27 protein-coding genes and 1 riboswitch are annotated in these 25,979 nt (G+C 65.8%); of the genes, 18 read left to right on the plus strand and 9 right to left on the minus strand.

The genetic code is table 11. The features are described from left to right. The first annotated feature begins 50 nt into the window (after positions 1-50). The 6 genes from AC0J42_RS19905 to AC0J42_RS19930 all read left to right on the plus strand — a co-directional run bounded on the left by AC0J42_RS19905 (position 51) and on the right by AC0J42_RS19930 (position 5,246). Positions 51-752 carry an SOS response-associated peptidase gene (locus AC0J42_RS19905; RefSeq protein WP_473003297.1) on the plus strand — a complete coding sequence of 234 codons (702 nt, stop codon included), beginning with the start codon at positions 51-53 and terminating at the stop codon, positions 750-752. A 40-nt stretch (positions 753-792) separates the two neighbouring features. Beyond that, positions 793-1,119 carry a hypothetical protein gene (locus tag AC0J42_RS19910; RefSeq protein WP_416425375.1) on the plus strand — a complete coding sequence of 109 codons (327 nt, stop codon included), beginning with the start codon at positions 793-795 and terminating at the stop codon, positions 1,117-1,119. 214 nt (positions 1,120-1,333) lie between these two features. Beyond that, a complete protein-coding gene (locus tag AC0J42_RS19915; RefSeq protein ID WP_473003299.1) occupies positions 1,334-1,834 on the plus strand; it encodes a hypothetical protein in 501 nt (166 codons plus the stop codon). Next, complete coding sequence (locus tag AC0J42_RS19920) at positions 1,831-2,121, plus strand: hypothetical protein (protein ID WP_473003301.1); 291 nt, start codon at positions 1,831-1,833, stop codon at positions 2,119-2,121. Before AC0J42_RS19915 ends, AC0J42_RS19920 begins: the two co-directional genes overlap by 4 nt. A 180-nt stretch (positions 2,122-2,301) precedes the next feature. Beyond that, positions 2,302-3,888: an ABC-F family ATPase gene (locus AC0J42_RS19925; RefSeq protein ID WP_416425390.1), complete on the plus strand. Its 1,587-nt coding sequence runs from the start codon at positions 2,302-2,304 to the stop codon at positions 3,886-3,888. A gap of 164 nt (positions 3,889-4,052) precedes the next feature. After that, complete coding sequence (locus tag AC0J42_RS19930) at positions 4,053-5,246, plus strand: MFS transporter (RefSeq protein WP_473003305.1); 1,194 nt, start codon at positions 4,053-4,055, stop codon at positions 5,244-5,246. Here AC0J42_RS19930 and AC0J42_RS19935 read toward each other — a convergent pair. Continuing rightward, positions 5,240-6,277, minus strand: a complete 1,038-nt coding sequence (locus tag AC0J42_RS19935; protein ID WP_416425392.1) for an alpha/beta hydrolase family protein — start codon at positions 6,275-6,277, stop codon at positions 5,240-5,242. The two genes, AC0J42_RS19930 and AC0J42_RS19935, sit on opposite strands and share 7 nt — an antisense overlap. Before the next feature lie 216 nt (positions 6,278-6,493). Further along, the gene (locus AC0J42_RS19940; protein WP_416425393.1) at positions 6,494-7,057 is read right to left on the minus strand and encodes an FMN-dependent NADH-azoreductase; all 564 of its coding nucleotides are present in this window, start codon (positions 7,055-7,057) and stop codon (positions 6,494-6,496) included. A gap of 131 nt (positions 7,058-7,188) precedes the next feature. Here AC0J42_RS19940 and AC0J42_RS19945 point away from each other — a divergent pair, with 131 nt between their 5' ends. Both AC0J42_RS19945 and AC0J42_RS19950 read left to right on the plus strand, forming a co-directional pair. Next, the gene (locus AC0J42_RS19945; protein ID WP_416425394.1) at positions 7,189-8,097 is read left to right on the plus strand and encodes a LysR substrate-binding domain-containing protein; all 909 of its coding nucleotides are present in this window, start codon (positions 7,189-7,191) and stop codon (positions 8,095-8,097) included. Next, complete coding sequence (locus AC0J42_RS19950) at positions 8,097-8,447, plus strand: MmcQ/YjbR family DNA-binding protein (protein ID WP_473006886.1); 351 nt, start codon at positions 8,097-8,099, stop codon at positions 8,445-8,447. Before AC0J42_RS19945 ends, AC0J42_RS19950 begins: the two co-directional genes overlap by 1 nt. Before the next feature lie 48 nt (positions 8,448-8,495). Here the strand turns inward: AC0J42_RS19950 and AC0J42_RS19955 are convergent, their stop codons facing one another. Together AC0J42_RS19955 and AC0J42_RS19960 are read right to left on the minus strand one after the other, a co-directional pair. Further along, the gene (locus tag AC0J42_RS19955; protein WP_473003307.1) at positions 8,496-8,915 is read right to left on the minus strand and encodes a DUF1294 domain-containing protein; all 420 of its coding nucleotides are present in this window, start codon (positions 8,913-8,915) and stop codon (positions 8,496-8,498) included. Further along, the gene (locus AC0J42_RS19960; RefSeq protein WP_473003309.1) at positions 8,902-9,732 is read right to left on the minus strand and encodes an undecaprenyl-diphosphate phosphatase; all 831 of its coding nucleotides are present in this window, start codon (positions 9,730-9,732) and stop codon (positions 8,902-8,904) included. Before AC0J42_RS19960 ends, AC0J42_RS19955 begins: the two co-directional genes overlap by 14 nt. Before the next feature lie 270 nt (positions 9,733-10,002). Here AC0J42_RS19960 and AC0J42_RS19965 point away from each other — a divergent pair, with 270 nt between their 5' ends. The 7 genes from AC0J42_RS19965 to AC0J42_RS19995 all read left to right on the plus strand — a co-directional run bounded on the left by AC0J42_RS19965 (position 10,003) and on the right by AC0J42_RS19995 (position 15,783). Beyond that, on the plus strand, positions 10,003-10,527 hold the full coding sequence (locus tag AC0J42_RS19965) for an AAA family ATPase (RefSeq protein ID WP_473003311.1): 525 nt from the start codon (positions 10,003-10,005) through the stop codon (positions 10,525-10,527). Positions 10,528-10,836: 309 nt separating this feature from the next. After that, on the plus strand, positions 10,837-11,271 hold the full coding sequence (locus AC0J42_RS19970; protein WP_416425398.1) for a hypothetical protein: 435 nt from the start codon (positions 10,837-10,839) through the stop codon (positions 11,269-11,271). Position 11,272: 1 nt separating this feature from the next. After that, complete coding sequence (locus AC0J42_RS19975; protein WP_473003314.1) at positions 11,273-11,848, plus strand: adhesin; 576 nt, start codon at positions 11,273-11,275, stop codon at positions 11,846-11,848. Between the two features lie 55 nt (positions 11,849-11,903). Beyond that, positions 11,904-12,881 (plus strand): heme utilization protein, encoded by a 978-nt coding sequence (locus tag AC0J42_RS19980; protein WP_473003316.1) that lies wholly within the window; start codon positions 11,904-11,906, stop codon positions 12,879-12,881. A gap of 68 nt (positions 12,882-12,949) precedes the next feature. Then, positions 12,950-13,630, plus strand: a complete 681-nt coding sequence (locus AC0J42_RS19985; protein WP_416425401.1) for a C39 family peptidase — start codon at positions 12,950-12,952, stop codon at positions 13,628-13,630. Positions 13,631-13,663: 33 nt separating this feature from the next. Beyond that, a complete protein-coding gene (locus AC0J42_RS19990; RefSeq protein WP_473003319.1) occupies positions 13,664-14,419 on the plus strand; it encodes a hypothetical protein in 756 nt (251 codons plus the stop codon). 68 nt (positions 14,420-14,487) lie between these two features. Continuing rightward, entirely contained in the window at positions 14,488-15,783 is a 1,296-nt protein-coding gene (locus tag AC0J42_RS19995) for a coiled-coil domain-containing protein (RefSeq protein WP_416425403.1), read from the plus strand. A gap of 73 nt (positions 15,784-15,856) precedes the next feature. On the opposite strand, the gene AC0J42_RS20000 is transcribed toward AC0J42_RS19995, so the two are convergent. Further along, the gene (locus tag AC0J42_RS20000; RefSeq protein WP_416425404.1) at positions 15,857-17,182 is read right to left on the minus strand and encodes a sigma-54 dependent transcriptional regulator; all 1,326 of its coding nucleotides are present in this window, start codon (positions 17,180-17,182) and stop codon (positions 15,857-15,859) included. 326 nt (positions 17,183-17,508) lie between these two features. On the opposite strand from AC0J42_RS20000, the gene AC0J42_RS20005 reads away from it, so the two are divergent. Beyond that, entirely contained in the window at positions 17,509-17,778 is a 270-nt protein-coding gene (locus AC0J42_RS20005) for a hypothetical protein (RefSeq protein WP_416425405.1), read from the plus strand. Between the two features lie 96 nt (positions 17,779-17,874). Here AC0J42_RS20005 and AC0J42_RS20010 read toward each other — a convergent pair whose 3' ends face one another. The 4 genes from AC0J42_RS20010 to cobW are packed head-to-tail and all read right to left on the minus strand — an operon-like array spanning position 17,875 to position 24,363. After that, a complete protein-coding gene (locus tag AC0J42_RS20010) occupies positions 17,875-18,552 on the minus strand; it encodes a vWA domain-containing protein (RefSeq protein ID WP_473006887.1) in 678 nt (225 codons plus the stop codon). Next, positions 18,534-19,532, minus strand: coding sequence for a magnesium chelatase ATPase subunit I (locus AC0J42_RS20015; RefSeq protein WP_473003321.1), 999 nt, complete (start codon positions 19,530-19,532; stop codon positions 18,534-18,536). Before AC0J42_RS20015 ends, AC0J42_RS20010 begins: the two co-directional genes overlap by 19 nt. Before the next feature lies 1 nt (position 19,533). Further along, a complete protein-coding gene (gene cobN / locus AC0J42_RS20020; RefSeq protein WP_473003323.1) occupies positions 19,534-23,292 on the minus strand; it encodes a cobaltochelatase subunit CobN in 3,759 nt (1,252 codons plus the stop codon). 3 nt (positions 23,293-23,295) lie between these two features. After that, positions 23,296-24,363, minus strand: a complete 1,068-nt coding sequence (cobW, locus tag AC0J42_RS20025) for a cobalamin biosynthesis protein CobW (protein ID WP_416425408.1) — start codon at positions 24,361-24,363, stop codon at positions 23,296-23,298. Between the two features lie 94 nt (positions 24,364-24,457). Beyond that, positions 24,458-24,649, minus strand: a riboswitch (cobalamin riboswitch). Positions 24,650-24,744: 95 nt separating this feature from the next. Between cobW and AC0J42_RS20030 the strand changes: the two genes are divergently transcribed. Together AC0J42_RS20030 and cobM are read left to right on the plus strand one after the other, a co-directional pair. After that, positions 24,745-25,140: a cobalamin biosynthesis protein gene (locus tag AC0J42_RS20030; protein WP_416425409.1), complete on the plus strand. Its 396-nt coding sequence runs from the start codon at positions 24,745-24,747 to the stop codon at positions 25,138-25,140. A gap of 58 nt (positions 25,141-25,198) precedes the next feature. Then, a complete protein-coding gene (cobM, locus tag AC0J42_RS20035) occupies positions 25,199-25,951 on the plus strand; it encodes a precorrin-4 C(11)-methyltransferase (RefSeq protein ID WP_473003325.1) in 753 nt (250 codons plus the stop codon). The last annotated feature ends 28 nt before the right edge of the window (positions 25,952-25,979 follow it).

A 25,979-nucleotide genomic window follows, 5' to 3' on the forward strand; every position in this document is an offset into this window, starting at 1 on the left:
GAACGACGCGCCGCACTGCTACGCTTGATTCCATAAAGGAGGCCCAGGCGATGTGCGGACGTTTCTCACAGGCAGCACGGATGGACCAGTACCTGCTGGAACTGGAATTCATCACCCGCGCCGTGCACGGCGACCCGCCGGCCACGGCGCGCTACAACGTGGCGCCCACCACCCGGGTGCCACTGCTGCGCGCCGACGGGCAAGGGCTGCACATCGATACTGCCCGCTGGGGCTGGTCCCCGGCCTGGGCAGCCGACAAGCGCCCCGCCCCTATCAATGCCCGCGTCGAGACCGTCGCGAGCAGCCGCTTCTTCAAGGCCCTGTGGCCATCCGGCCGCGTGCTGGTGCCCGCCGACGGCTGGTACGAATGGGTGAAAAACCCCGCGCAACCCAAGCTCAAGGAACCCTGGTTCATCCGCCTGAACAACGGCGCGCCGCTGTTTTTCGCCGGCCTTGCGCAGGTGAGCGGCGACCATGACGGCTTCGTCATCATCACCGACGCCAGCGACCAGGGCATGGTCGACATCCACGACCGCCGCCCCGTGGTGCTGGCCCCCGACGCCGCCCGCGCCTGGCTCGACCCCCGGCTCGACGCCGCCCAGGCCGAGGCCCTGCTGCGCCACGAAGGCCGCCCCGTGGCTGACTTCCAGTGGTACCGCGTGGGCCGCGAGGTAGGCAACGTGCGCAACGAAGGCCCCGGGCTGATTGCACCGTTGAGCACGCCCGACTCGGCAGGCGACCTCTTTATGTGAGAAAATCAGCATTGATTTCAAATGCTTGGAGAAACACGGTTTGGTTACACACTACTCACCGAACGGCAGCGACATCGCCTGTGGCCGCAACACCCCCAACGTCGTCAGCTGCGCGAACCCTGAGGAAGTTTCCTGCAAATCCTGCCTGAAATCCCTGGGCAAGACCGATGCAGCGCCCAAGGCGGCGAAGAACACCACCCCCTCGCTGGCCGAGATCCGCCAGCAGCGCATGCAGGCCCAGGCCGCCGCCAAGGCCCAGCCCAAGCCCGGCTTCTGCTTCCACGCCAACTGGCGCCAGCGCCTGACCGCCCTGCCCAACACCTGCCGCCTGCCGCGCGGCAGCGCGAACGCCCAGCCGTTCGTCTGAGGCCTGCGTGCTGGACGCGGCCTGCGGCCGCTGCTACAGGTTTTTTGCAGCAGCGGCCGCCAGGCCGCGTCACGGCCAAGACCATCTAAACTCTGGCTATCACCTTGCAATAAAATGAGTGACCAGACGTGTCGTGGCGCGGCAATCGCGTTGACACTACCCCTCAGTCATCCATAATCGCGGTCCAGCCCTACGGATACCCCAGGAGCCAACGATGAATCCGGCAAACCACCACCCACTGGCTTATGCGCTCTCTACCGCAGAGCTCATGGGCGCCGGAGCGGTGCGTTCACTGGACCTGCTCCGGGTCATCGATGGCACCCTCGACAGCCTCCTGCACCACACTCGGCTGTTCGAAACGGCCCAGCAGGCGTTCACGAACATCACCCATGCGATCCAGTCGGGAAGCTCGGAAAACGTCATTCCCGAAGCAGAGCTCATCCCCGTGCTGGAAAAACTGCAGAACAGCCTCGTCGCGTCGCATGCCGATTGCACACGCAAGATGAAGGCTGCGATATCGGACCCGCGACTCTGTGACGACGATGGCGTTGCCGACGCGTACGCCGCCCTGCTCCAAGCGCTTGACGCCCTTAATAGCGCCACCGAAACGCTGCGCTGGAGCGTGCTGGAGAGCAACGCAGAGGCTGAAAAGGGTCATACCCCCAAGGTGCTCAGTAAACCTGAGGAAATAGACAGTTTTCTCGACTCGCTGTGAGGCTGAACATCACCGCCATTGACGTCGGCCGGACATCATTCCAGAACTCCTACCGCAGGCTTCCGGATGACGTAAAAGCAGCATTCAAGCAAGCCTATCGGCAATTGATGACCGACCCGCAGCCCAAAAAGCTTCGGCTTGAAAAGCTTTCCGGCCTGAAACGGCCAGGCATCTACACCATCCACATCACCGCGAATCACAGCCACAAGCTCAGCTTCGAGTTGGTCGGAACGACGGCCGAGCTGCGGCGAATCGGCACCCACAAGGAAATTGACCGCTGCCCGTGAGTTGATCCGCGCTTCACGTCCGGCACATTTGCGCTCGGCAGGCGCTGCGCTGACGCCCCAGCTATGAGACAATGGCCGCAACGTCCGGTATGACTCCCGCACTCCTCTCCCCGCAGCTCGGCCCCACGGCCTGATGCTGCTGTTGACGTTTGCGCCCCAAGTTATTGATAGGTAAGTCTTTTGATCTCCACAGCCAACATCACCATGCAGTTCGGCGCCAAGCCGCTGTTCGAGAACGTCTCGGTCAAATTCAACAACGGCAACCGCTACGGCCTGATCGGCGCCAACGGGTGCGGCAAGTCGACCTTCATGAAAATCCTCGGTGGCGACCTGGAGCCGTCGGCTGGCCAGGTGATGCTGGAGCCGAACGTGCGCCTGGGTAAACTGCGCCAGGACCAGTTCGCCTACGAGCAATTCACCGTGATCGACACTGTGATCATGGGCCACGAGGAGCTGTGGAAGGTCAAGGCCGAGCGCGATCGCATCTACTCGCTGCCGGAAATGAGCGAAGAAGACGGCATGGCCGTCGCCGAGCTGGAAACCGAGTTCGCCGAGATGGACGGCTACACCGCCGAATCCCGTGCCGGTGAACTGCTGCTGGGCCTGGGCATTCCCCTGGAACAGCATTTCGGCCCGATGACCGAAGTGGCGCCAGGCTGGAAGCTGCGCGTGCTGCTGGCCCAGGCGCTGTTCTCGGACCCTGAAGTGCTGCTGCTCGACGAACCGACCAACCACCTGGACATCAACACCATCCGCTGGCTGGAAACGATTCTCACGGCGCGCAACAGCACCATGATCATCATTTCCCACGACCGTCACTTCCTCAACAGCGTGTGCACCCACATGGCTGACCTGGACTACGGTGAGCTGCGCCTGTTCCCGGGCAACTACGACGAATACATGACCGCGGCCACCCAGTCGCGCGAGCAGCTGCTGGCCGACAACGCCAAGAAGAAGGCGCAGATCTCCGAGCTGCAGACCTTCGTCAGCCGCTTCTCGGCCAACGCCTCGAAAGCCAAGCAGGCCACCTCCCGCGCCAAGCAGATCGACAAGATCCAGCTGGCCGAGGTCAAGCCATCGAGCCGCGTGAGCCCGTTCATCCGCTTCGAGCAGACCAAGAAGCTGCACCGCCAGGCCGTGACCCTGGAACACGTGTCCAAGGGCTTCGACGGCAAGACCCTGTTCAAGAACTTCAGCTTCACCGTCGAAGCCGGCGAGCGCGTGGCCATCATCGGCCCGAACGGCATCGGCAAGACCACCCTGCTGCGTACCCTGGTGGGCGAGCTGGCCCCGGACGCCGGCACCGTGAAATGGACTGAAAGCGCGGAGCTGGGCTACTACGCCCAGGACCACGCCCACGACTTCGAAGCCGACGTCACACTGTTCGACTGGATGGGCCAGTGGACCCAGGGCGAGCAGATGATCCGTGGCACCCTGGGCCGCATGCTGTTCTCCAACGACGAGATCCAGAAGTCGGTGAAGGTGATCTCCGGTGGTGAGCAAGGCCGCATGCTGTTCGGCAAGCTGATCCTGCAGAAGCCGAACGTGCTGATCATGGACGAACCGACCAACCACCTGGACATGGAATCCATCGAGGCGCTGAACCTGGCGCTGGAGAACTACCCGGGCACGCTGATTTTCGTCAGCCACGACCGCGAGTTCGTGTCGTCCCTGGCCACCCGCATCATCGAGCTGAGCGACAGCGGCGTGGTGGACTTCAGCGGCACCTACGACGACTACCTGCGCAGCCAGGGCGTGACCTTCTAAGCCGTTTGTGGGAGCTGGCTTGCCAGCGAGTTTTTTGGGCCACCCCAAAAGCTCGCTGGCAAGCCAGCTCCCACACTGCTTGATTCGTTAGCCTGCTTCCATTTCCTGCCCCACCCCGCCATCATGAGCCAACTCTCCAACCGCCCGCCCGCGAACGAGTTGCCATGACTGCCGCCGAACCGCTCCCGCCCGCCAGCAACCTCAGCATCACCCTCAAGATCGTCTCGATCGTGTTCTACACCTTCATCGCCTTCCTCTGCATCGGCCTGCCGATCGCGGTGCTGCCCGGCTATGTCCACGATCAGCTGGGCTTCAGCGCCGTGGTGGCCGGCCTGACCATTGGCTCGCAGTACCTGGCCACCCTGCTTAGCCGGCCCATGGCCGGGCGTGCTGCCGATGGCCTGGGCACCAAGCGCGCCATCGTGCTGGGGCTGGGCGGCATTGCCGTCAGCGGGCTGCTGACCCTGGTGTCGACGCTAATGCAGGCCCTGCCCCTGGCCAGCCTCGGCATCCTGGTGCTGGCGCGGGTGCTGCTGGGTATCGCCCAGGGACTGATTGGCGTGGGCACCATCAGCTGGGGCATCGGCCAGGTGGGCAGCGAGCAGACGGCGCGGGTGATTTCCTGGAACGGCATCGCCTCCTACGGCGCCATCGCCCTGGGCGCGCCGCTGGGGGTGTGGATGGTCGACATCGGCGGTTTCAATACCCTGGGCGTGGCCTTGTCGGCGCTGGCGGTGCTGGCCCTGCTGTGCATTCGCCGCAAGCCCTCGGTGCCGGTAGTGCGCGGCGAGCGCCTGCCGTTCTGGGCGGCGTTCGGCCGGGTGGCGCCGTATGGGGTAAGCCTGACCCTGGCGTCCATCGGCTACGGCACCCTGACCACCTTCATCACCCTGTACTACCTGGACCGCGGCTGGACCGGCGCCGCCTATTGCCTGAGCGCCTTCGGCTTGAGTTTTATCGTGTCGCGGCTGGTGTTCATCAACGCCATCAACCGCCTGGGCGGGTTTACCGTGGCGGTCACCTGCATGGCCATCGAGACCCTGGGCCTGGCCCTGGTGTGGCTGGCGCCATCGACGACGGTCACCTTGCTGGGTGCTTGCCTGGCCGGGTTCGGCCTGTCGCTGGTGTACCCGGCCCTGGGCGTATTGGCCATCAGCCAGGTGCCCAGCAACAGCCGAGGGGCCGGGCTGAGCGCGTTCGCGGTGTTCTTCGACCTGGCCCTGGCGCTGGCCGGGCCCTTGATGGGCATGATCGCCCTGCACCTGGGCTACCCGTGGATCTTCTGCTGCGCAGCGCTGCTGTCGCTGGGCGGCCTGGGCCTGGTGCTGTTGCTGGCGCGCCGTTCAGCGGCTCACTGATCGGCGGTCTGCATGCCGGCGTGGCTCGGTTCGTTCAGGGTCTGGCTGAAGAACTGCCCGGCCTGGCGCACCAGGTCGCGGTGGATGTCCACGCGGTTGACGCCCTCGGCGTCGTTGCACAGGCCTGGCATGCGCGCCTTCTGCTCGTCATCGCAGGGCGCCATGAAGACAAAATGCCCAGCCCCGGCCAACAGCTTGTAGTCCGACACCTTGGGCAGCTTGCGCGCCAGGGCGGCGGCGTTCTTGTCCAGGGCCAGCAGCTTGTCGCTGTCGCCGCTGTAGATCAGCGTGGGCACCTGCACCTGGGACAGCGCCTGGCGGTTGAACATCAGGCCCAGCGGCGCCATCAGCAACAGCGCCTTCACCCGCGGGTCGGCGGCGGCGTGCAGGTCGTCGCGGTCCACCACCAGCTCGCCATGGGTCTGGCAGGCGTCGGCGTCGTTGGGAAATTCGGCGCAGTATTTGCGCAGGCGGTCGAGGTTGGGCTGGGCACCGGAGAGGATCAACGCAGTCTCGCCACCTGCCGAGTAGCCGATCACACCGATCTGGGCCGGGTCGATGAAGGGCGACAGCATCGGCGCCGACAGCGCCGAGGTGATGGCCTCGGAGATCTGCAGCGGCCGGCCGTACAGGTTGCTCACCGCGCCCAGGCGGCTGTGGTCCTTGTAGTTGTCACCGGGGTGGTAGACGGCCACCACCACGAAGCCCTTGCGGGTCAGCGCAGTGATCAGGTCATGCAGCGCCAGCGGCGTGCCGGCGTTGCCATGGGAGAGCATCAGCAGCGGGTAACGCCCCATGGCGATGCGCGCATCCTCCGTGGCCTCGACCTTGTAGCCCTCGATGGCCGTGACCTGCTCGCGCTGGTTCGAGGGGTAGAAGGCCAGCGCCTGCATGGGCTTGTGGTCCAGCGGGTCGAGGAACGTGAGGCGATGGAAGCCCACGCTCCAATGCACAGGAGGGGCCGCGGACACTTGCACCGAAACCAGGCCAATGGCCAGGCACATGAGAAGATTTGCACAAAGACGCATCATGGGATGCCCACCTTTGCTACCCGCCTGATAGGAACCTTTCGCAGTGATCACAGTGTACGTCCAGTCTGGGCCGCCACCGAATGAAAGGTTAGTCAGCTATGCACAAGCATAACCCGGGCCAAAAGCCGCGCATCATACGCGAATGCCGCGCAAAACAAAGCGCCCGTGGTGCTTTGAGCAGCCACGGGCGCCGGGGTTCAGCGTGTTTCGTTGTAATCAGGCAGCGAACAATTTCGAATCGATCTTGGCCTGGGCACCGGCCAGGGCCTTGGTGCGAACTTCGTCACCGTAGGCCAGGCCTTCGGCGCGAACGATTTCGATGTCGGTGATGCCGATGAAGCCCAGCAGCACTTTCAGGAACTCTTCGTGGGCCACGCCCGATGGCTGGCCAGCGTGGATGCCGCCCGACGTGGAGACGATCACCACTTTCTTGCCACCGCACAGGCCTTCAGGGCCGGCTTCGGTGTAACGGAAAGTTGTGCCGGCCACACAGATGCGGTCGATCCAGGCTTTCAGCTGGGTAGGAATGGAGAAGTTGTACATCGGCGCGCCGATCACAACCACGTCGGCAGCCAGGAACTCGCCCAGGGTGTCAGCCGACAGCTTGGCTTCCACTTCGCCGCCAGCCAGGGTAGCGGACGAGAAGTGAGTCAGGGCTTCGGCAGCCAGGTCACGGTAGGTGACTTCAGCGCCTTCGAAGGACTGGACCACGGCGCGGCTCAGCTGACGGGAAGCGGAATTGTCGCCGAGAATGCTGGAATCGATGTGCAACAGTTTCATGGAAATCTCCTGTCTATGAAGCCGCCGTGGCAGCTGGAATGGTGATCATCCTACCGGGAAGTGGAATAGATGATTAGTCCATTGATATGCGTTAGATTGTCCCACACATGAGACAGTCGGGAAAACGCTCCATGCAAGATCTCAACGACCTGTACTACTTCGCCAAGGTGGTGGAGGCCGGCGGTTTCGCCGCCGCCGGGCGCCAGCTGGGCGTGCCCAAGTCGCGCCTGTCGCGGCGCATCGCCGAACTGGAGGAGCGCCTGGGCGCGCGACTGCTGCAACGCACCACGCGGCAACTCAAGCTCACCAGCGTGGGCGAGCGCTACCTGCGCCATTGCCAGGCCATGCTGCTGGAGGCGGAGATGGCCGACGAGGTGGTGGCCAGCCTGTCCAGCGAGCCGCGCGGGCGCCTGCGGGTGTCGTGCCCGGTGGGCCTGGCCCACGAGTTCCTGCCCAAGGTGATCAGCAGCTTTCTGCAGGAATACCCCCACGTGCAGCTGGACATGGTGCTGCTCAACCGCCGGGTCGACCTGATCACCGAGGGCATCGACGTGGCCCTGCGCGTGCGCGAGCCGTGGGACGAAGACCCGGGGCTGGTCACCCGGCGCCTGCGCGAGGCCCGCGCCATACTGGTGGCCAGCCCGGCGCTGCTGGCCGGCAACACCATCGCCAGCCCCGACGACCTGGTGGTGCTGCCGGTGATGGGCGCGCTGGAGGCCGACCGCATGGTCCATTTGCGCCTGCTGGACGAACAGGGCAACAAGCGCGACCTGGTGCTGGAGGCGCGGCTGGGCATCGAGGACTTCGTGGTGCGCAAGGCCACCGCTATCGCCGGCCTGGGCTTTACCATGCTGCCGCTGATGCACTGCGAGGCGGAGCTGGCCAGCGGCGAGCTGGTGCAACTGCTGCCCGACTGGTCGCTGGGCGGTGGCTGGCTGCAGGCGGTGTACCCGCACCGGCGCGGCGTGCTGCCGGCGGTAAGGGCGTGGATCGACCACCTGGTGAAGACACTCGAGGAATGTGGGGAGCGCTTCATATGATGAACGAGCAACAGCTGGCCGCGTATTGCCTGGGCCTGCCCGGCGCGCAGGAAGACTACAAATGGGGCGGCATTCGCGTGCTGTCGGTGGCCGGCAACAAGATGTTCGCGGTGTTCGGCCTGGCCGGTGAGAGCCTGTCGTTGAAGGTGGGCAAGGAGCTGTTCCTGGGCTATGTCGACCGCCCCGGCTTTCGCCCGGCGCCCTACCTGGCACGGGCACACTGGGTGAGCCTGGCGCTGCCGCTGGCAGTCAGCGACGACGAGGTGCGCGAGCTGCTGCGCCGCTCGCACCAGCTGGTGGTGCGGCGGTTGCCGAAGAAGACGCAGGTGGGGTTGTTGTTGGACCTGTGACGCGGCGGCGCCTGGGACGCGGCCTGCGGCCGCTGCTACGGGGCGGCGTCACAGCGCGTGCTGGGTGAATACGTACAACCAGCCAAGCTCATGGGCCGCCACGATCAGCCAGAACACCACCTGGTAGCTGACCTTGCGCGTCTTGTGCCGGAACGCTTGCTGCGCCAGCAGCGCACCGGGCCAGCCGCCCAGCAGCTCGGCGGCATGCAGCAGCTTTTCCGGGGTGCGCTGGCCTTCGCGGCGGGCCTGGTGCTTGTCGCGCCAGTACAGGCCGAAGGTCATCAGGCTCATTACCAGGTACACCAACAGTACCACCGGCCGGCCACCGCGCAGCCACTGCATCACCACGCCGCTGGCCGGCAGTGCACACAGCACCACCAGCGCCAGCAGCTTCAACTTGAGGTAACGCACCCCAGGCCCCTTCACCGGTTGCGACGCCCGTTGGGCGCCGGCGCTACGGCTGGACATGGTCCCAATCGATCCAGCCGAACCACCAGGTGGCCAGGATCAGCATGCCGAAACCGATGCGGTACCAGGCGAACAGGTCGTAGGTGTGGTTGGCGATGAACTTCAACAGGCCTTTCACCGCGACCATCGCGAACACGAACGCAGTGACGAAGCCCAGGGCGAACACTGGCAGGTCACTGGCCTGGAACAGGTGGCGGTACTTGAACCCCGAATACACCGCCGCGCCGACCATGGTGGGCATGGCCAGGAAGAACGAAAACTCGGTGGCCGCCTTGCGCGACAGGCCGAACACCAGGCCGCCGATGATGGTGGAGCCGGAACGCGAGGTGCCGGGGATCATCGCCAGGCACTGGGCGAAACCGATTTTCAGGGCGTCGTGCCAGCGCATGTCGTCCACGTGCTCCACGCGCACCACGTGTTCGCGCTCTTCGGCCCACAGCATGACGATGCCCCCCACTACCAGGGCCACCGCCACGGTCACCGGGTTGAACAGGTACTGGTGGATGGCGTCGGCGAAGATCACCCCAAGCACCACCGCCGGCAGGAAGGCAATCAGCAGGTTGGCGGTGAAGCGCCGCGCCTGGGGCCGGGTGGGCAGGCCGGTGACGATCTCGATGATCTTCTGGCGAAACTCCCAGACCACCGCCAGGATGGCACCCAACTGGATAATGATGTTGAAGGCCATGGCCCGCTCACCACCAAAGTTCAGCAGGTCAGCGACAATGATCTGGTGCCCGGTGCTGGAAATGGGCAAAAACTCCGTGAGCCCCTCGACTATCCCTAGAATCAATGCCTGTGCGGCGGTCCATAAATCCATCAATTCCCCCAAATGGACGCCTGCTCATGGGCAGGTTCCTGATTTTCTTTATAAGTGAAACAACACGCCGAAAAAGCGGCGAAATGCTATCAGAAGACAGTAGCCCACTCCGCTGACAAATCGATGAAAACCGCTCTATTGCCGCACTTTCGTGTATCAAGGTGCGAGCAAAGCCTGCCTCGTTGGCCCGGCCACGGTTACAATCGCCACGTTTGTCCCACGGAATCGGTAAATGTTCCCCACCCCACGCCCGCGCCGGCCCGCCGGCCCATGAAAATCCTGGTACTGACCGGCCCCGAATCCACCGGCAAGAGCGTGCTGGCCCAGGCCCTGCAGGCCAGGTTCGGCGGCCTGGTGGTGGGCGAATACGTGCGCCACTTCATCGACAGCCAGGGCGGCCGCGACACCTGCCTGGCCGATATCACCGCCATCGCCCGTGGCCAGCTGGCCTGGGAGGATGCCGCCCGTGCCCAGCAACCGTCGCTGCTGATCCTCGACACGCACCTGCTCAGCAACCTGCTGTGGAGCCACACCCTGTTCGGCGCTTGCCCGGCCTGGATCGAACCCGCGCTGCTGGAGCGCGACTACCACCTGCACCTGTTGCTGTCGCCCCGGGGCGCCACCTGGGTGGATGATGGGCAGCGCTGTCAGCCTGACCTGGAGCAGCGCCTGGCGTTTTTCGCCGACTGCCAGCAGTGGCTGGAAGCTCACCAGCGTCCCTACGCCGTCATCGAGGGAGACTGGCCACAACGGCTGGCCGCCGCCAGTGCCCGAGTGGAAAGATTGCTGGGCTGACGGCAACAAGTGTCCACTTCTGAAACACATGCCGCAGGTGCAAGGCCCGCCGGCAGCGGTTGCAGCGAAACGCCAGCCCACTTGTTAGGCCAGCGTTACACCCAGGTGTGGGGGGAACAACGGCCACTGGCCATTGTCTGAGACCGCTTTTCATTTGGAACTGTCTCAGCGCTGTTACAGCAAAAATCCGGCACTGCCCGCTTAAAAGGCCAACACCTTGATTTAACAGCCATTCTCAAAACTGGCACACGCCCTGCTCTCTTCCTCGCAACGCCAACAAGGCCGGCGCACACAAGAAGAGGGATGGCCATGATCGGGACTACCAAACAAGGCATTGCCTGCCTGCTCCTGCTGGGATGCTGCTACAACCTGGCGGCCCAGGCCGCTGGCGACGGCGTCATCGTCATCCAGCGCGAAGTACAGCCACGCATCGCCACACGCCCGACCATGCGCCCCGACCCCAACCCGGTCACCGTCAACACCAACATGTCCCGCGAAGTGAACGCCGCGGTCAACACCGAGTTGAGCGACGGCGACATCGCCGGCATCAACACCGGCAGCAGCGTCACCCGCCTGATGATGCCCGATGGCAACCTGCGCGGCCTCAGCGCAGTCACCGGCAGCGCCCTGCCAGGCGTCTCCGCAGGCCACTCCGGCGGCGCTGGCGGCGGTATCTCCAACACCGTGAACTCGGCGCTCAGCCAGGGCCTGGCCCCGCTGCAGATGATGACCGGAGGCAAGTGAGATGAAACCTACCCTGCTCTTCATCGCCCTGCTGGGCTGCGCCAGCGCCTTCGCCGACAGCAGCGTGCCCGTGGTCAACAACGCCGTGATCAGCAATGCCGGCGTCGGCTACAACGGCAACATGGCCGTCAACCAGGCCGCCGGCGACCAGCAACAACAGGCCAACGCCCGGGCCATCGCCAACGGCACCCAGGCCAGCGCCACCACGCACATCAAGCAGGTTTCCAAGGCCGTGGTCGACCCGGTGATGAACGCCCGGTCGTCGATACAAGGCAACTCGTTCAGCAACGGCAACGGCGCCCTGGGCATCAACCAGACCGCCGGTGCCAACAACCAGCAAGCCAACGCCATGCGCCTGACCACCAGTGCGCAGCCGCTCAGCGTTGACGACAGCGCCCTGTCACAACAGAACGTGGCGCTGGCAAGAGGCTCCGACTCAGCAGGTTCACTCGGCTCCCGCCAGGTCAACACCGATGACCAGGCCTTCACCGGAAGCCGTGGACTGATCCAGCTGAACCAGAGCGCCGGGGTGGGGAACCGCATGGGCAACACCCTGAGCGTAAGGGTCGCTGACTGACCCTCCAAGACAGAAACAACACTTAACTAAAATAAAATAAGTACGGAGAAACACCATGAAACCTACAATGGCCCTCAAGCCTCTGGTCTTCGCCCTTGCTGCCGTCATGGCCGTCGCCGCTCACGCGGGCGACGATCGCAACCAAGGTGGGCATGGCGATCCGCACCATGGTGGTCATCAGCAGCAACCCGATCCCATGCTGCAAATCCAGCTGACCGCTGGTGCTGCCGCCGTGGTGTCCGACGCACAAACCAGCTCGGGCAACGCCGTAGTCAACGAAGGCACCAAGAACTCGGCCTCGGTGAATAACTCTGCTGGCAGCTCCAACGGCAACCTGGGCGTCAACGTGGCTGGCGGCGACGCCAACCAACAAGACAACGCCGCTGCCATCGCCACCGCCGACGAAAGCTTCATCTTCGGCAGCGCCTACTCGCAAACCTCGGCCACTCAAAGCAACACCGGCAACGCCGTGGCCAACTACTCCACCAGCACCAACACCAGCCTCAACGGTACCGCCAACGGCAGCTCGGGCAACATTGGCATCAACGTGACCTCGGGCGACTACAACCAACAGAAAAACAACCTGGCCATTGCCGTCTCCGGCGGTCGTGTAGCCGGCGCCAGCGCCTCGGCCAACCAGACTTCGACTGGCACCGTGGTGGCCAACGCCGCCGACCGTACCTACACCAAGGACACCCTCACCGCCTCCTTCCGTGCCACTGGCTCCTACAAAGGCACCGGCACCGGCACCGTGGGCGACGACTCCCATGGTGGCTGGGACAACCGCGGCGGCAGAGACCACGACAAGGTCGAGCCTCTGAAATTCAAGGAAAGCGGCAGCTTCGAGCTGGGCGGCGTAGCCTCCTATCAAGTGCTGACCCCAAGCGGCTGGGCCAACCCTGTGACCAACACCGCTTCGCTGAACAACTCGCTGAACAACGTGTCCGGCAACGTCGGCGCCAACGTCTCGGCAGGTATCGGCAACCAACAAAGCAACTCGCTGTCGATTGCTGCCGGCAAAACCAGCATGTAATCACGACGGTCTCGAGGGCCCCCGCAAGGGGGCTCTTTTTCAGCTCCACCAAGCAAGGCGACTCGACCATGCGCACTTCTGCCCTCCTGACACTGCTGCTGTTGGCTGGCCCTGCCTGGGCCTCGAACATGTCCATACCCGCCCTGCCTGGCGGTACGGTGATTCACAAGTCGATCCAGAGCATGCGTGAGCGGCACTTTTCCGACCTGGTCCAGCAGAAGACCGACTTCAGTTGCGGCGCCGCCGCCCTGGCCACGGTCCTGCGCCAAGCGTACTGGCTGGACGTCGACGAGAAACAGGTGATCGAAGGCATGCTCGCCCATTCCGACCAGGACACCGTCAAGGTGCAGGGCTTCTCCATGCTGGACATGAAGAAGTATGTGGAAAGCATCGGCATGCGTGCCCGTGGCTACCGCATACCCGCCGACAGCCTGGACAAGGTCAACATTCCCGTCGTGGTGCTGATGGACATTCGTGGCTACAAGCATTTCGTTGTGATGCAGCGCGTGCAACGCGACTGGGTCTACGTCGGCGACCCGGTGCTGGGCCACAAGCGCTACGCCCGTGAAGACTTCGTGAAAGGCTGGAACGGGATCATTTTCGCCGTCATTGGCCAGGGCTACGACAAGACCAACACCTTGCTCACCCCGCCCGTGCCACTGACCGCCAAGGGCCAGCTGGATCAGTTCAAGCCCGTGCAAGACGCGGATCTCATGGACTTCGGCTTCATCCAGAGTGATTTCTTCTAAATAAATAGGGGCATGAAGCTCCAGGAGCACCCGATGAATACTCAACAGTGGCTGCTGGCCGTGTGCCTGGCTGCCAGTGTGCCGGTGCACGCCGCGCCGGCATTCCAACCGATAGAGGTCAAGGACTCCGAGCTTTCCACCTTGCGCGGCCGCTTTGTCATGCCCGGGCGCATCATCAGCTTCGGCGTGGTGATGTCCACCACCTGGCAGAACGCCAACGGCGACATGCTGGGCGCGCGGGCGAACATGCAGGTGCAGTCCACCACCATCACCCCGCAGTTCTACGTGCAAACCTTCAATAGCAAGGGCAGCGGCACCGCTGACCTGGCGCAGAACCCCGGCACCGGCATAGTCACCGGCGGCGCCGGCCTGACCACCACCCAGGGCGTGACCCAGTCGGTGCGCGCCGCAGGCGATAACAACAGCGCCTATAACAACGTCGACATCAACGTCTCCCAAGCGAGCGCCGCCCCCACCCCGGCGGCGCCGCAAGGGCAGGTCCTGGCCCCGGGCAGCACCATTACCGGCACCAATGGGGCGGGCAGCCTGACCGTGGCCAGCAATGGCAGCGGCGTGCAGATGTCGATCCAGGCCAACAACAACCAGGGCACCACCAGCCAAGCCCTGGGCCAGGGCGGCCTGTCGCAACTGACTACCCTGCTGGGGGGCTCCAACCAGGTCAGCAACCTGACCCAGCTCAACGTGGTGATGCGTAACAACGTGCCCGCCAGCGGCAATATCGACTCGGGCCTGAGCCAGCTCAGAGGCCTGCGTAACATGGGGTACTGACCTACGCTGCATGAAAATCTGGACTACGCTTCGTCTCAAAATAATGCAGTCAACAGGGACGGCTCACCATGCAACGATCGTTTTCGTTCAATGCGGTTGTCTGCTTAAGCGCTCTGCTTCCCGCAACGCTTTTGCAGGCAGCCCCCGACCCCCAGGTCGAGGAACTCAAGGCAGAACTGCTGCAACTCAAGCAACGTTACGATCAACAGCAACAGGCACTGATGGTGCTGGAACAACGGGTCAAGCAGGTCGAGGAAACCCCGGGCACGCCACCGCCCAAGCGCCTGAGCAAGTCGCCGGCCGAGCCCAGCAAGGCCCAGACCATCGCCACCGGCGCCCCGGGCACCAGCAGTGGTGGTGCCGCAGGCGGCGCCTCGTACGGCCAGTCGCTCAAGGACGACTCCACGCCGGCGCAGAGCGTCAACAACCTGTACGATGAGAACACCGGCTTCTTCGGCGGCGGCAAGTTCAGCCTCGAGACCGGCATCACCTATTCGCACTACGACACCCGGCAACTGGTGCTCAACGGCTTCCTGGCCCTGGACTCGATCTTCCTCGGCAACATCAACATCGACCGCATCAAGGCCGACAGCTGGACCCTGGACGTGACCGGCCGCTACAACATCAACAACCGCTGGCAGTTCGACGTCAACGTGCCGGTCATCTACCGCGATTCCACCTTCCAGTCCGCAGGCGCAGGCGGTTCCACCACTGCCATCTCCCAGGAATCGGTCAGCCGCGACCCCACCATCGGCGACATCAACGCCGGCGTCGCCTACAAATTCATGGACGAGGGCCCCTACCGCCCCGACGCGGTATTCAGCGTGCGGGTGAAAGCACCTACCGGCAAGGACCCATACGGCATCAAACTGGTAAAATCGGCGAACAACGACAACCTTGCCGTGCCAGACTCACTGCCCACCGGCAACGGCATGTGGTCGGTCACCCCGGGCATCTCGCTGATCAAGAGCTTCGACCCGGCCGTGCTGTTCGGCAGCTTCTCCTACACCCACAACTTCGTGAACAGCTTCGGCGACATCGACCCCAACGTCGGCACCAGCATCGGCGGCAAGGTGGACCTGGGCGACAGCTTCCAGGTAGGCATGGGCGTGGCGTTCGCCTTGAACGAGAAGATGAGCATGTCGTTCTCGCTGTCCGACCTGATCCAGCGCCGCGCCAAGATCAAGCAGGACGGTGGCGACTGGCAGGGCGTGCCCTCCAGCGACGCCAACGCCGGGTACTTCAACATCGGCATGACCATCGCGGCCACCGATGCGCTGACCATCGTGCCGAACCTGTCCATCGGCATGACCGATGACGCGCCGGACTTCACCTTCAGCCTGAAATTCCCGTATTACTTCTGATGGTAATGGACGCGGCCTGTGGCCGCTGCTACGAAACCCCGTAGCAGCGGCCATAGGCCGCGTCCCGGCACACTCAACGAATCTGGTGCTTGTGCAGCAACCGGTAAAACGTCGGCCGCGAGATGCCCAGCACCCGCGCGGCAATGCTGAGGTTGTCGGAATGGCGGTTCAGCACGTCGCACAAGGCCTGCCGCTCGGCACGGTGCTTGTAGTCCTCCAGCGTGCCCATGGGCACCACCACCGCGGTCTGGCTGGCCAACCCCAGGTCCTGGGCCTCGATCTGCCGCCCCTCGGCCAGCACCAACCCACGGCGCACGCGGTTGGCCAGCTCGCGCACGTTGCCCGGCCAGTCATGCTTGCCCATGGCAATCAGCGCGTCCTCGCTGAAGCTGCGCGGCCGCCGGCCGGTTTCCTGGCTGTAGAAGTGGGCGAAGTGGTTGGCCAGCATCGCCAGGTCGCCATGGCGCTCGCGCAGCGGCGCAGTCACCACCTGCAACACGTTCAGACGGTAGTACAGGTCTTCGCGGAAACGCCCGGCGCTGATGGCCGACTCCAGGTTGACGTGGGTCGCCGCCAGCACCCGCACGTCCACGGCGATGGGCTGGCTGCCGCCCACCCGTTCGATGTGTTTTTCCTGCAGGAAGCGCAGCAAGTTCGCCTGCAGTTCCAGCGGCAGGTCGCCGATTTCATCGAGGAACAGCGTGCCGCCGTTGGCCGCCTCGATGCGCCCGACCTTGCGCTGGTGGGCGCCGGTGAACGCGCCCTTCTCGTGGCCGAACAGCTCCGACTGGATCAGGTGCTCGGGAATCGCCCCGCAGTTGATCGCCACGAACGGCTTGGCATGGCGCTGGGACTGGCGGTGCAGGGTGCGCGCCACCAGCTCCTTGCCGGTGCCGCTCTCGCCGCGGATCAACACCGGCGACTCGGTGGGCGCCAGCTTGCTCAGCAGCTTGCGCAGGTCGCGGATCGGGCGGCTGTCGCCCAACAGCTCGTGCTCGGGCTGGTTGACGTGCACCGCCCCCTGCCCGCGCAGCCGCGCCATGCCGAACGCGCGGCCCAGGGTGACCTGCACCCGCGACACGTCGAACGGCAGGGTATGGAAGTCGAAGAACCACTCGCAGACGAAATCACCGACGTTCTGCATGCGCAGCACGTCCTGGTTGAGCACCGCGATCCACTCGGTGTTGCTGCGGCTGATCAGCTCCTTGACCGCCTCCGGGCGCTCCAGGTGAAAGGGTTGCAGGCGCAGCAAGCCCACGTCGCAAGGGTGGTCGCAGGCCTGGTCAAGCTCGCAGCTGTCCACCTCCCAGCCCACGGTGCGCAGGCCGGGCAACAACTGATGGCAGTCGTCGCAAGGGTCGACAATTAGCAGGCGTCGCGTGTTTGCCATATCGAGCATGACCGGCTCCTTGGCGCCAATAATATAAAAGTTATTAGAAACAGCGAGTTGGCGACCCCGTCTGTAACAGTAGCAATTAACTTGACGGTGCCAAGGACCGTTGGTCTACAAAACTGTTACACGTTTTTACGATCGGGAATTTCGTTGATTTTTCAACGTCAAAACGAACGCTAAAAAGGCCATGAGCAAAAAAGTTTGATCATTTTCCTGCCCGCGTGTGACTTGTTGCCCGGTTGGCAGCATCAGTACAGACAAGCAGACGCAATCGGTAATGACCTTGCCGCCGCCCTGCATACTTTTTCGGGCACACTAGAGAGACTGACCCCATGAACGCCCCACTGCGTGTCAACGAAGCACTTCTGATTGCCGGCCACGCCTTCGAACCCTTCCAGTGCGTGGCCTGGGCCCCACAGGATGGCAACGGCGAACTGAGCCTGACCGTGGTAGATCGCACCCGCAACAGCATTGGTCGCAAGCAAGTACCGAGCAGCACTTATTCGGACCCTGCGCAATGGGCCCACCTGCTCGAAGAAGTACGCGCCGAACTGCGCCAGGACGGTTACGACCTGCAACCCTGGAGCATGCCACAACAATAAGTGGCACTTTGCACCGTGGCAGTTGTGGCAACTACGGATAGCTGGCTAATTAATTAAAATCCGAGTTGCCTTGCCTGCGGCATAACAGCGCAGCACTTATAAAGTGCCTGGCAAACTGTCTATATGTCGATACTCCGCGCCTAGCTGTTTCGCCAATTCAACGGCACGGCCCAGGCGAATCGCCCCCCTTTCCATATCGATCAGCAGCGCCGGGCACGGCAGCGGCTCGATGCCCTCTGCGCGCTTGATCCGCCCGTCGGTGATCACCAGGCAGCGCTGCTGCTCATGGGGGAAGGCCTTGGCCCGGCGCGCCAGGAACTCGCCCGCCTGGGCCAGCGCGGCCACCAGCGGCGTGCCGCCGCCAGCGCCCAGGGCCTGCAACCAGGGCTGCAAGGCCTGGGAAGCTTTCAGGCCATGGCGCTGCCAGTGCGGCTGCTCGCCGCTGGCGGTGAGCAGGGCCAGCCGGGCGCGGCGGCGGTAGGCCTGGTCGAACAGCTCGGCCAGCAGGCCCTTGGCGTCGGCGAGGGCCCGGTGCTTGCGGGTGGACGCCGAGGCGTCGACGACCACCAGCCACAGCTCATGGGCGCTGGCCCGGCGCTGCTGCCAGCGCAGGTCGACAGCCTTGCGTGGCCGCCCCTGCAACAGCGTGGCGGCCCAGTCCACCCGGCCGAAAGCCGCAGCCCGCGCGGCGCCACGGCGCCCCTGCTGCTGCCCGGCCTGGGGTCTGGCACCCGCCCCGGGGCGCGGGCGAATGCTCAGGGCTTTTTTGGCCAGCTCGGCACGTCACGCCGCGCGCCCATGGGCGTGGCCTGGGGCGGCAGGCCGCCCCACTGGCCTTCGCCGCTGGCGGCCTGGGGCGCTTGCGCGCCGGCAGGCGGCGGCTCACCCTGGGGCGCCTCGGGGGGCTGGCGACGGCGATGGCGCAGGGCGAACTCGGCCACTGCATCGATATCCATGGCCTCGATACCCAGGGCCCCGCGCCAGGCGGCGTGGGCCCGTGCCGCGCGCAGCCACACCAGGTCCGCGCGCATGCCGTCGACGCCGGCGGCGAAACAGCGTTCGGTGATGACGGCCAGCGCCTGGTCGTCCAGCGGCACCTCCTCCAACACCTCCCGCGCCAGCTGGCAGCGCTGGCGCAGGGCGTCCTGGCGGCTGGCCCACTCGTCACAGAACGCGTAAGGGTCGGCGTCGAACGCCAGGCGCCGACGAATGATCTGGCTGCGCTCCTCTGGCGCCGGCTGGCCGTCCAGGGCCACGTTGAGGCCGAAGCGGTCGAGCAGCTGCGGGCGCAGTTCGCCCTCCTCCGGGTTCATGGTGCCGATCAGCACGAAACGTGCGCTGTGGCGGTGGGAAATGCCGTCGCGCTCCACGCGGTTGACGCCGCTGGCGGCCACGTCCAGCAGCAGGTCCACCAGGTGGTCGGGCAGCAGGTTGACCTCGTCCACGTACAGCACGCCGCCGTCGGCCTTGGCCAGCACGCCAGGGGAAAACTGCGCGCGGCCCTCGCCCAGCGCCGCGTCCAGGTCCAGGGTGCCCACCAGGCGTTCCTCGGTGGTGCCCAGGGGCAAGGTGACGAACTGGCCGCTGGCGAGCAGGTCGGCCAGGCCACGGGCCAAAGTGCTCTTGGCCATGCCGCGCGGGCCTTCAATCAGCACGCCGCCGATTTTCGGATCGATGGCGCTCAGGCACAGGGCCAGTTTCAGCGAGTCGGCGCCAACCACGGCAGCCAGGGGAAAATGCGGGGTATCGCGCATGTCAGGCATCTTCTTCTATATCCAGCAGCAGTTCTTCCAGGGCCTGGCGGTAGTCGCCCGGTTCGCCCCACAGGCCGCGTTGCTGGGCCTCCAGCAGGCGCTCGGTGATGTCGCGCAGGGCATGGGGGTTGTGCTGCTGCATGAAACCTCGGGTGTCGGCGTCCAGCACGTAGGCATCGGCGAGCAAGGCGTACTGGTGGTCGTCGATCAAATGGGTGGTGGCGTCGAAGGCGAACAGGTTGTCCACCGTCGCGGCCAGCTCGAACGCTCCTTTATAACCGTGGCGCTTGGCGCCGTCGATCCATTTGGGGTTCACCGCACGGGCGCGCACCACGCGGTTGAGTTCTTCCTTCAAGGTGCGAATGCGCGGCAGGTCGGGCTGGCTGTGGTCGCCGTGGTAGCTGGCGGCCGCCTTGCCGGCCAGGGTTTCGGCAGCCGCGAGCATGCCACCCTGGAACTGGTAGTAGTCGTTGGAATCGAGCAGGTCGTGCTCGCGGTTGTCCTGGTTCTGCACCACGGCCTGCACCTGGCCCAGGCGCTGGGCGAACTGCGCCCGCGCCGGCGTGCCGTCGTCGGTGCCGCCGTAGGCGTAGCCGCCCCAGTTCAGGTAAGCCTCGGCCAGGTCTTCGCGGGTCTGCCACAGGCGGCCGTCGATGGCGCCCTGCACACCGGCGCCGTAGCTGCCGGGCTTGGCGCCGAAAATGCGCCAGCCGGCTTCGCGGCGCGCCTGTTCGGCGGCGATGCCCTGGGCCAGCAGGGCCTGCTGCTCGCTGCGCACCTTGGCCGCCAGCGGGTTGAGGTCGTCCGGTTCGTCCAGCGCGGCCACCGCCTGCACGGCGGCGTCGAACAGGCGCAGCAGGTTGGCGAAAGCGTCGCGGAAGAAGCCCGACACCCGCAGGGTCACGTCCACCCGCGGGCGGTCGAGCAGGCTCAGCGGCAGAATCTCGAAGTCGTCGACGCGCTGGCTGCCAGTGGCCCACACCGGGCGCACGCCCATCAGCGCCATGGCCTGGGCGATGTCGTCACCGCCGGTGCGCATGGTGGCGGTGCCCCACACCGACAGGCCCAGCTGGCGCAGGTGGTCGCCGTGGTCTTGCAGGTGGCGTTCGAGGATCAGGTTGGCCGAGGCGAAACCGATGCGCCAGGCGGTGGTGGTGGGCAGGTTGCGCACGTCCACCGAGAAGAAGTTGCGCCCGGTGGGCAGCACGTCCAGGCGGCCCCGGCTGGGCGCGCCGCTGGCGCCAGCAGGCACGAAGCGCCCGCCCAGGGCCGCCAGCAGGCCGCCGATCTCGGCCGGGCCGCACGCGTCCAGGCGTGGCGCCACGGTGTCGCGCAGGCTGTCGAGAATCAGGTCGACGTCAGCCCAACCAGTGGCGGCAGGCGTGTGCAGCGCCTGTTCGATCAGTTGCGCGGCATACAGCTCCAGGCGTTCGCGGGTGTCACCGGCGGTGCGCCAGCTGTCCGCGCTGACCGCCTGCAGGCAGGCCGGGCGGGCGCCGTCCCAGCTGTCGCCAAGGTTGCAGTCCAGCGGGTCGAAGCCCAGCTGCAGCGCCCGCCCGAGGGTGCGGATCAGACTGGCGTGGGCGCCGCGGCCATCGCCACGCGGGATGCGCAACAGCGACGCCAGGGTGTCGATGCGCAGGCGCCCGGTGGGCGACTCGCCGAAAATGTGCAGGCCGTCGCGGATCTGCGATTCCTTCAGGTCGCACAGGTAGGTGTCCAGGCGCGGCAGCCACAGCGCAGCGTCGGCGTCGCTGTCCCAGCCGGCATCCAGTTGCAGCTCGCGGTCGATCTGCGCGTCGCGCACCAGCGCCAGGATCTCGCGTTGCAGCTCGCGGGCGCGGCGCGGGTCCAGCAGCTGGGCGTCGTAGTATTCGTCGGCCAGGCGCTCCAGGTCGCGCAGCGGGCCATAGGTTTCGGCACGGGTCAGCGGTGGCATCAGGTGGTCGATGATCACCGCCTGGGTGCGGCGCTTGGCCTGGGCGCCCTCGCCCGGGTCATTGACGATGAACGGGTAGACGTTGGGCATCGGCCCCAGCAGCGCGTCCGGCCAGCAGTGCTCGGATAGGCCCACGCCCTTGCCCGGCAGCCACTCCAGGTTGCCGTGCTTGCCCACGTGCACCACGGCGTCGGCGCCATAGGCGTGGCGCAGCCAGAAATAGAACGCCAGGTAGCCGTGGGGCGGCACCAGGTCGGGGTCGTGGTACACGGCGCTGGGGTCCAGCTGGTAGCCACGAGCCGGCTGGATGCCGACGAAGGTCAGGCCAAGGCGAAGGCCGGCGACCATCATGCGGCCGCTGCGGCACATGGGGTCGGCGCTTGGCTCGCCCCAACGCTCGCGCACCGCCTGCTGGTTGGCCAGCGGCAGGCGCGCGAACGCCGCCAGGTAGTCGTCCATGGCCATGCTCTGGGCGCAGGGGCGCAGGTCGAGGCTGTCGAGGTCGTTGCTGACGCCACCCAGCAACTGCTGGATCAGCGCCGTGCCGCTGGCGGGCAGGCCCTGCACTGGGTAGCCCTCGACGTGCAGGGCACGCAGGATGTTCAGCGCCGCCGCCGGGGTGTCCAGGCCCACGCCGTTGCCGATGCGGCCGTCGCGGGTCGGGTAGTTGGCCAGAATCAGCGCGATGCGCTTCTGGTCGTTGGGCAGGCGCGCCAGCTCGGCCCAGCGCCGCGCCAGTTCGGCGACAAAATCCATGCGCTCGGGGTGCGCGCGGTAGCAGACCACGTCGGACTGGCTGCGCTCGCTGCGCCAGGCCAGGTCCTTGAAGCTGATGGGGCGGCTGATGATGCGCCCGTCCAGCTCCGGCAGGGCGATGTGCATGGCCAGGTCGCGCGGGCCCAGGCCCTGCTCGCTGGCTTCCCAGCCGGGCTGGTTGTCCTGGGCGCAGATGGCCTGGATCACCGGGATGTCGCGGCGGAACGGCCGCAGGTGCGGCGCTTCCGGGCTGGACTGGGCAAAGCCGGTGGTGTTGAGAATCACCGCCGCGCCGACTTCGTCCATCCAGGCCTGCACCTGGCTCAGGCAGCCGGCCTCCTTGAGGCTGGCCACGGCCATGGGCAGCGGGTTCAGGCCGGCCGCCAGCAGGCGCTGACAGAACACGTCGACGAAACCGGTGTTGGCCGCCTGCAGGTGCGAGCGGTAGAAAATCAGCGGCACCACGGCCTGGCCGGGTTGCCAGTCGGCCTGCCAATGGGCCAGGCCGGCATCGTGGTGGGCCGGGTGATAGATGGCGGTGCGCGGCAGCGCCTGGGGCTCTGCCCAGGCGTAGTCGCGACCGAGAAACTGGCTGGCCAGGCAGTTGAACAACGACAACGCGTTGCCCATGCCGCCCTGGCGCAGGAAGTGCCACAGGCGTTCGCCCGCCTCGCGGCCCACGGTGCCCAGGTCACTGAGCTCGGGGTCGGGGCGGTCGTCGCCGGGCACCAGAATCAGCTGCACGCCGCGTTCCGCCAGCGCCACCAGCTGCTCGACGCCGTAGCGCCAGTAGCCGATGCCGCCGTGCAGGGAAATCAGGATGACCTTGGCGTGGCGCAACACCTCGTCCACGTACAGGTCCACGGAGGCGTGGTTCTGTACCTGCATGGGGTTGGCCAGGCGCAGGCTGGGGAAATCGTCCGGCAGTTGCCGGGCGGCCTCGGCCAGCAGCGCCAGGTGCGAGTCACCGCTGCAGAGAATCACCAGCTCGGCCGGTGTCTGGCCCAGGTCGGCGATGCTGTCGTCCGGCACGAAACCGCCGGGCTGGGTTCTCAGCAGGTGCATGGCTTAACCGTTCAGGGCAGCGCGCAGCTGGCTTTCCAGCAGGGCCGCGTCCAGCTCCTGGCCGATCAGCACCAGGCGCGTGCTACGCGCTTCTTCGGCGCGCCAGGCGCGGTCGAAGTGCTTGTCGAAGCGGGTGCCCACGCCCTGGATCAGCAGGCGCATCGGCTTGCCCGGAATGGCCGCGAAGCCCTTGACCCGCAGGATGCCGTGCTTGACCACCAGGGTGGTCAGGGCGTCGAGCAGCTGGGCTTCCGGCGCTTCGGGCAGCTCGATGGAGATGGAGTCGAAGGCATCGTGGTCGTGGTCGTCGTGATCATCGTCGTCGTGGTGATGATCATGGTGGGTCAAGCGGCCGTCGATGTGTTCTTCCGACTCGGCGCCCAGGCCCAGCAGCACGTCCAGCGGCAGGCGGCCGCTGCTGGCTTCGATGACCTTGACCGCCGGCGGCAGTTCCTCGGCCACTTCGCGGCGCACGGCGGCCAGGGCCTCGGGCTCGATCAGGTCGGCCTTGTTGAGGATCACCAGGTCGGCGCTGGCCAGTTGGTCGGCGAACAGCTCGTGCAGCGGCGATTCGTGGTCCAGGTTGGGGTCCAGCTTGCGCTGGGCGTCGACCTGGTCCGGGAAGGCGGCGAAGGTGCCGGCGGCCACGGCCGGGCTGTCGACCACGGTGATCACCGCGTCGACGGTGCAGGCGCTGCGGATTTCCGGCCACTGGAAGGCTTGCACCAGCGGTTTTGGCAGGGCCAGGCCGCTGGTCTCGATGAGGATGTGGTCGAGGTCGCCACGGCGGGCCACCAGTTCGCGCATCACCGGGAAGAATTCTTCCTGCACGGTGCAGCACAGGCAGCCATTGGCCAGTTCGTAGACGCGGCCGGTGGCCTCTTCCTCGGTGCAGCCGATGGTGCACTGCTTGAGGATTTCGCCGTCGATGCCCAGCTCGCCGAACTCGTTGACGATGACCGCGATGCGGCGGCCCTGGGCGTTGTCCAGCATGTGGCGCAGCAAGGTAGTCTTGCCCGAGCCCAGGAAGCCGGTGACGATGGTGACGGGAAGCTTGGCCAGTGTTTTCATCGGATGCCCTTGGCAATATGGCGGGCAAACGGGACGAGAACCGCGGGTGCCGGGCACGCGGGGGCATTCGCCACCGGATCACCCCGCCCGGTTGTAGTGGAAGTCTGTCGAGGCAGGTCTCCTGGCTTGCGGCGTGGGCTCGAAAGCCGACCCTGGCGCCTTCCCGCGTGGAACGCAGTGGCATTGCCGGGGTGCGCACCGCTTACAGTTGCGGGGGCAGCTGCGGCTTGGACCGCATTCCCATCTTGGCTCCGCGTGGCGGAGAACCTCGAAGTTGCAAGGCTACGCAGTGTGGGGGGGAAGGTCAACATCGCCCCGTAGCCGCTACCTGCGGCAGCGGCTACGGGTATAGTGGTGGCTTGCAATGTGCGGACGCCTCCCATGCCTGACCTCTACGCCGGCTTCGGCTGCCAGCGCGGCTGCCCCGCCAGCGTGCTGGCCGACCTGCTCGACACCACCCTCGCCCACCACGGCCTGAGCCGCGGCGACGTGACGGGCGTGGCGAGCATTGACCTGAAGGCCGACGAGGCCGGGCTGCTGGAACTGGCGCAGGCGCTGGACGTGCCATTGACGCTTTTCAGCGCCGCGCAGCTCGCGCCTTTCGAGCCCCGGCTGACCCACCGCTCCGCCGTCGCCTTCAGCCACACCGGCTGCCACGGCGTGGCCGAAAGCGCCGCGCTGGCACTGGCCGGGGCCGGCAGCCAGCTGCGCGTCAGCCGGCAAAAAAACGCCAAAGCCACCCTGGCGTTGGCACAAGCGGGCCCGATTCCCGGATAATCACCGCCTCGCACTTGAATTTCGCTCAAGCAGCATTCGTTTTCTTCAGGATTTGCACATGACCGTCTACTTCATCGGCGCCGGCCCCGGCGACCCGGAACTGATCACCGTCAAGGGCCAGCGGCTGATCCGCCAGTGTCCGGTGATCATCTACGCCGGCTCCCTGGTGCCCGCCGCCGTGCTCGAAGGCCACCAGGCCGAACAGGTGGTCAACAGCGCCGAGCTGCACCTGGAGCAGATCATCGACCTGCTGGCCGCCGCCCATGCCCGCGGCCAGGACGTGGCGCGGGTGCATTCGGGCGACCCGAGCCTGTACGGCGCCATCGGCGAGCAGATCCGCTGCCTGCGCGCACGCGGCATTCCCTTCGAGATCATCCCTGGCGTCACCGCCACTGCCGCCTGCGCAGCCCTGCTGGGCGCCGAGCTGACGCTGCCGGGGGTGTCGCAGACAGTGATCCTGACCCGTTATGCCGACAAGTCGCCGATGCCTGAAGGCGAAGCCCTGCACGACCTGGCGCGGCACGGCGCGACCATGGCCATTCACCTGGGCGTGCAGCATTTGTCGAAAATCGTGCTGGAACTGCTGCCCCACTATGGTGCCGACTGCCCCATCGCCGTGATCCACAAGGCCAGCTGGCCGGACCAGGATTGGGTGACCGGTAGCCTGGCGGACATTGAAGCCAAGGTAGCGGCGAAGGGTTTCCGCCGCACGGCGCTGATCCTGGTCGGGCGGGTGCTGGACACGGACTGTTTCGGCGAGTCGGCGCTCTACCGCGCCGGCCACGCGCACCTTTACAGACAACCCCTGTAGCAGCGGCCGCAGGCCGCGTCCCCCCAGG

It is taken from the genome of Pseudomonas sp. Tav-5-1A (assembly GCF_055755055.1).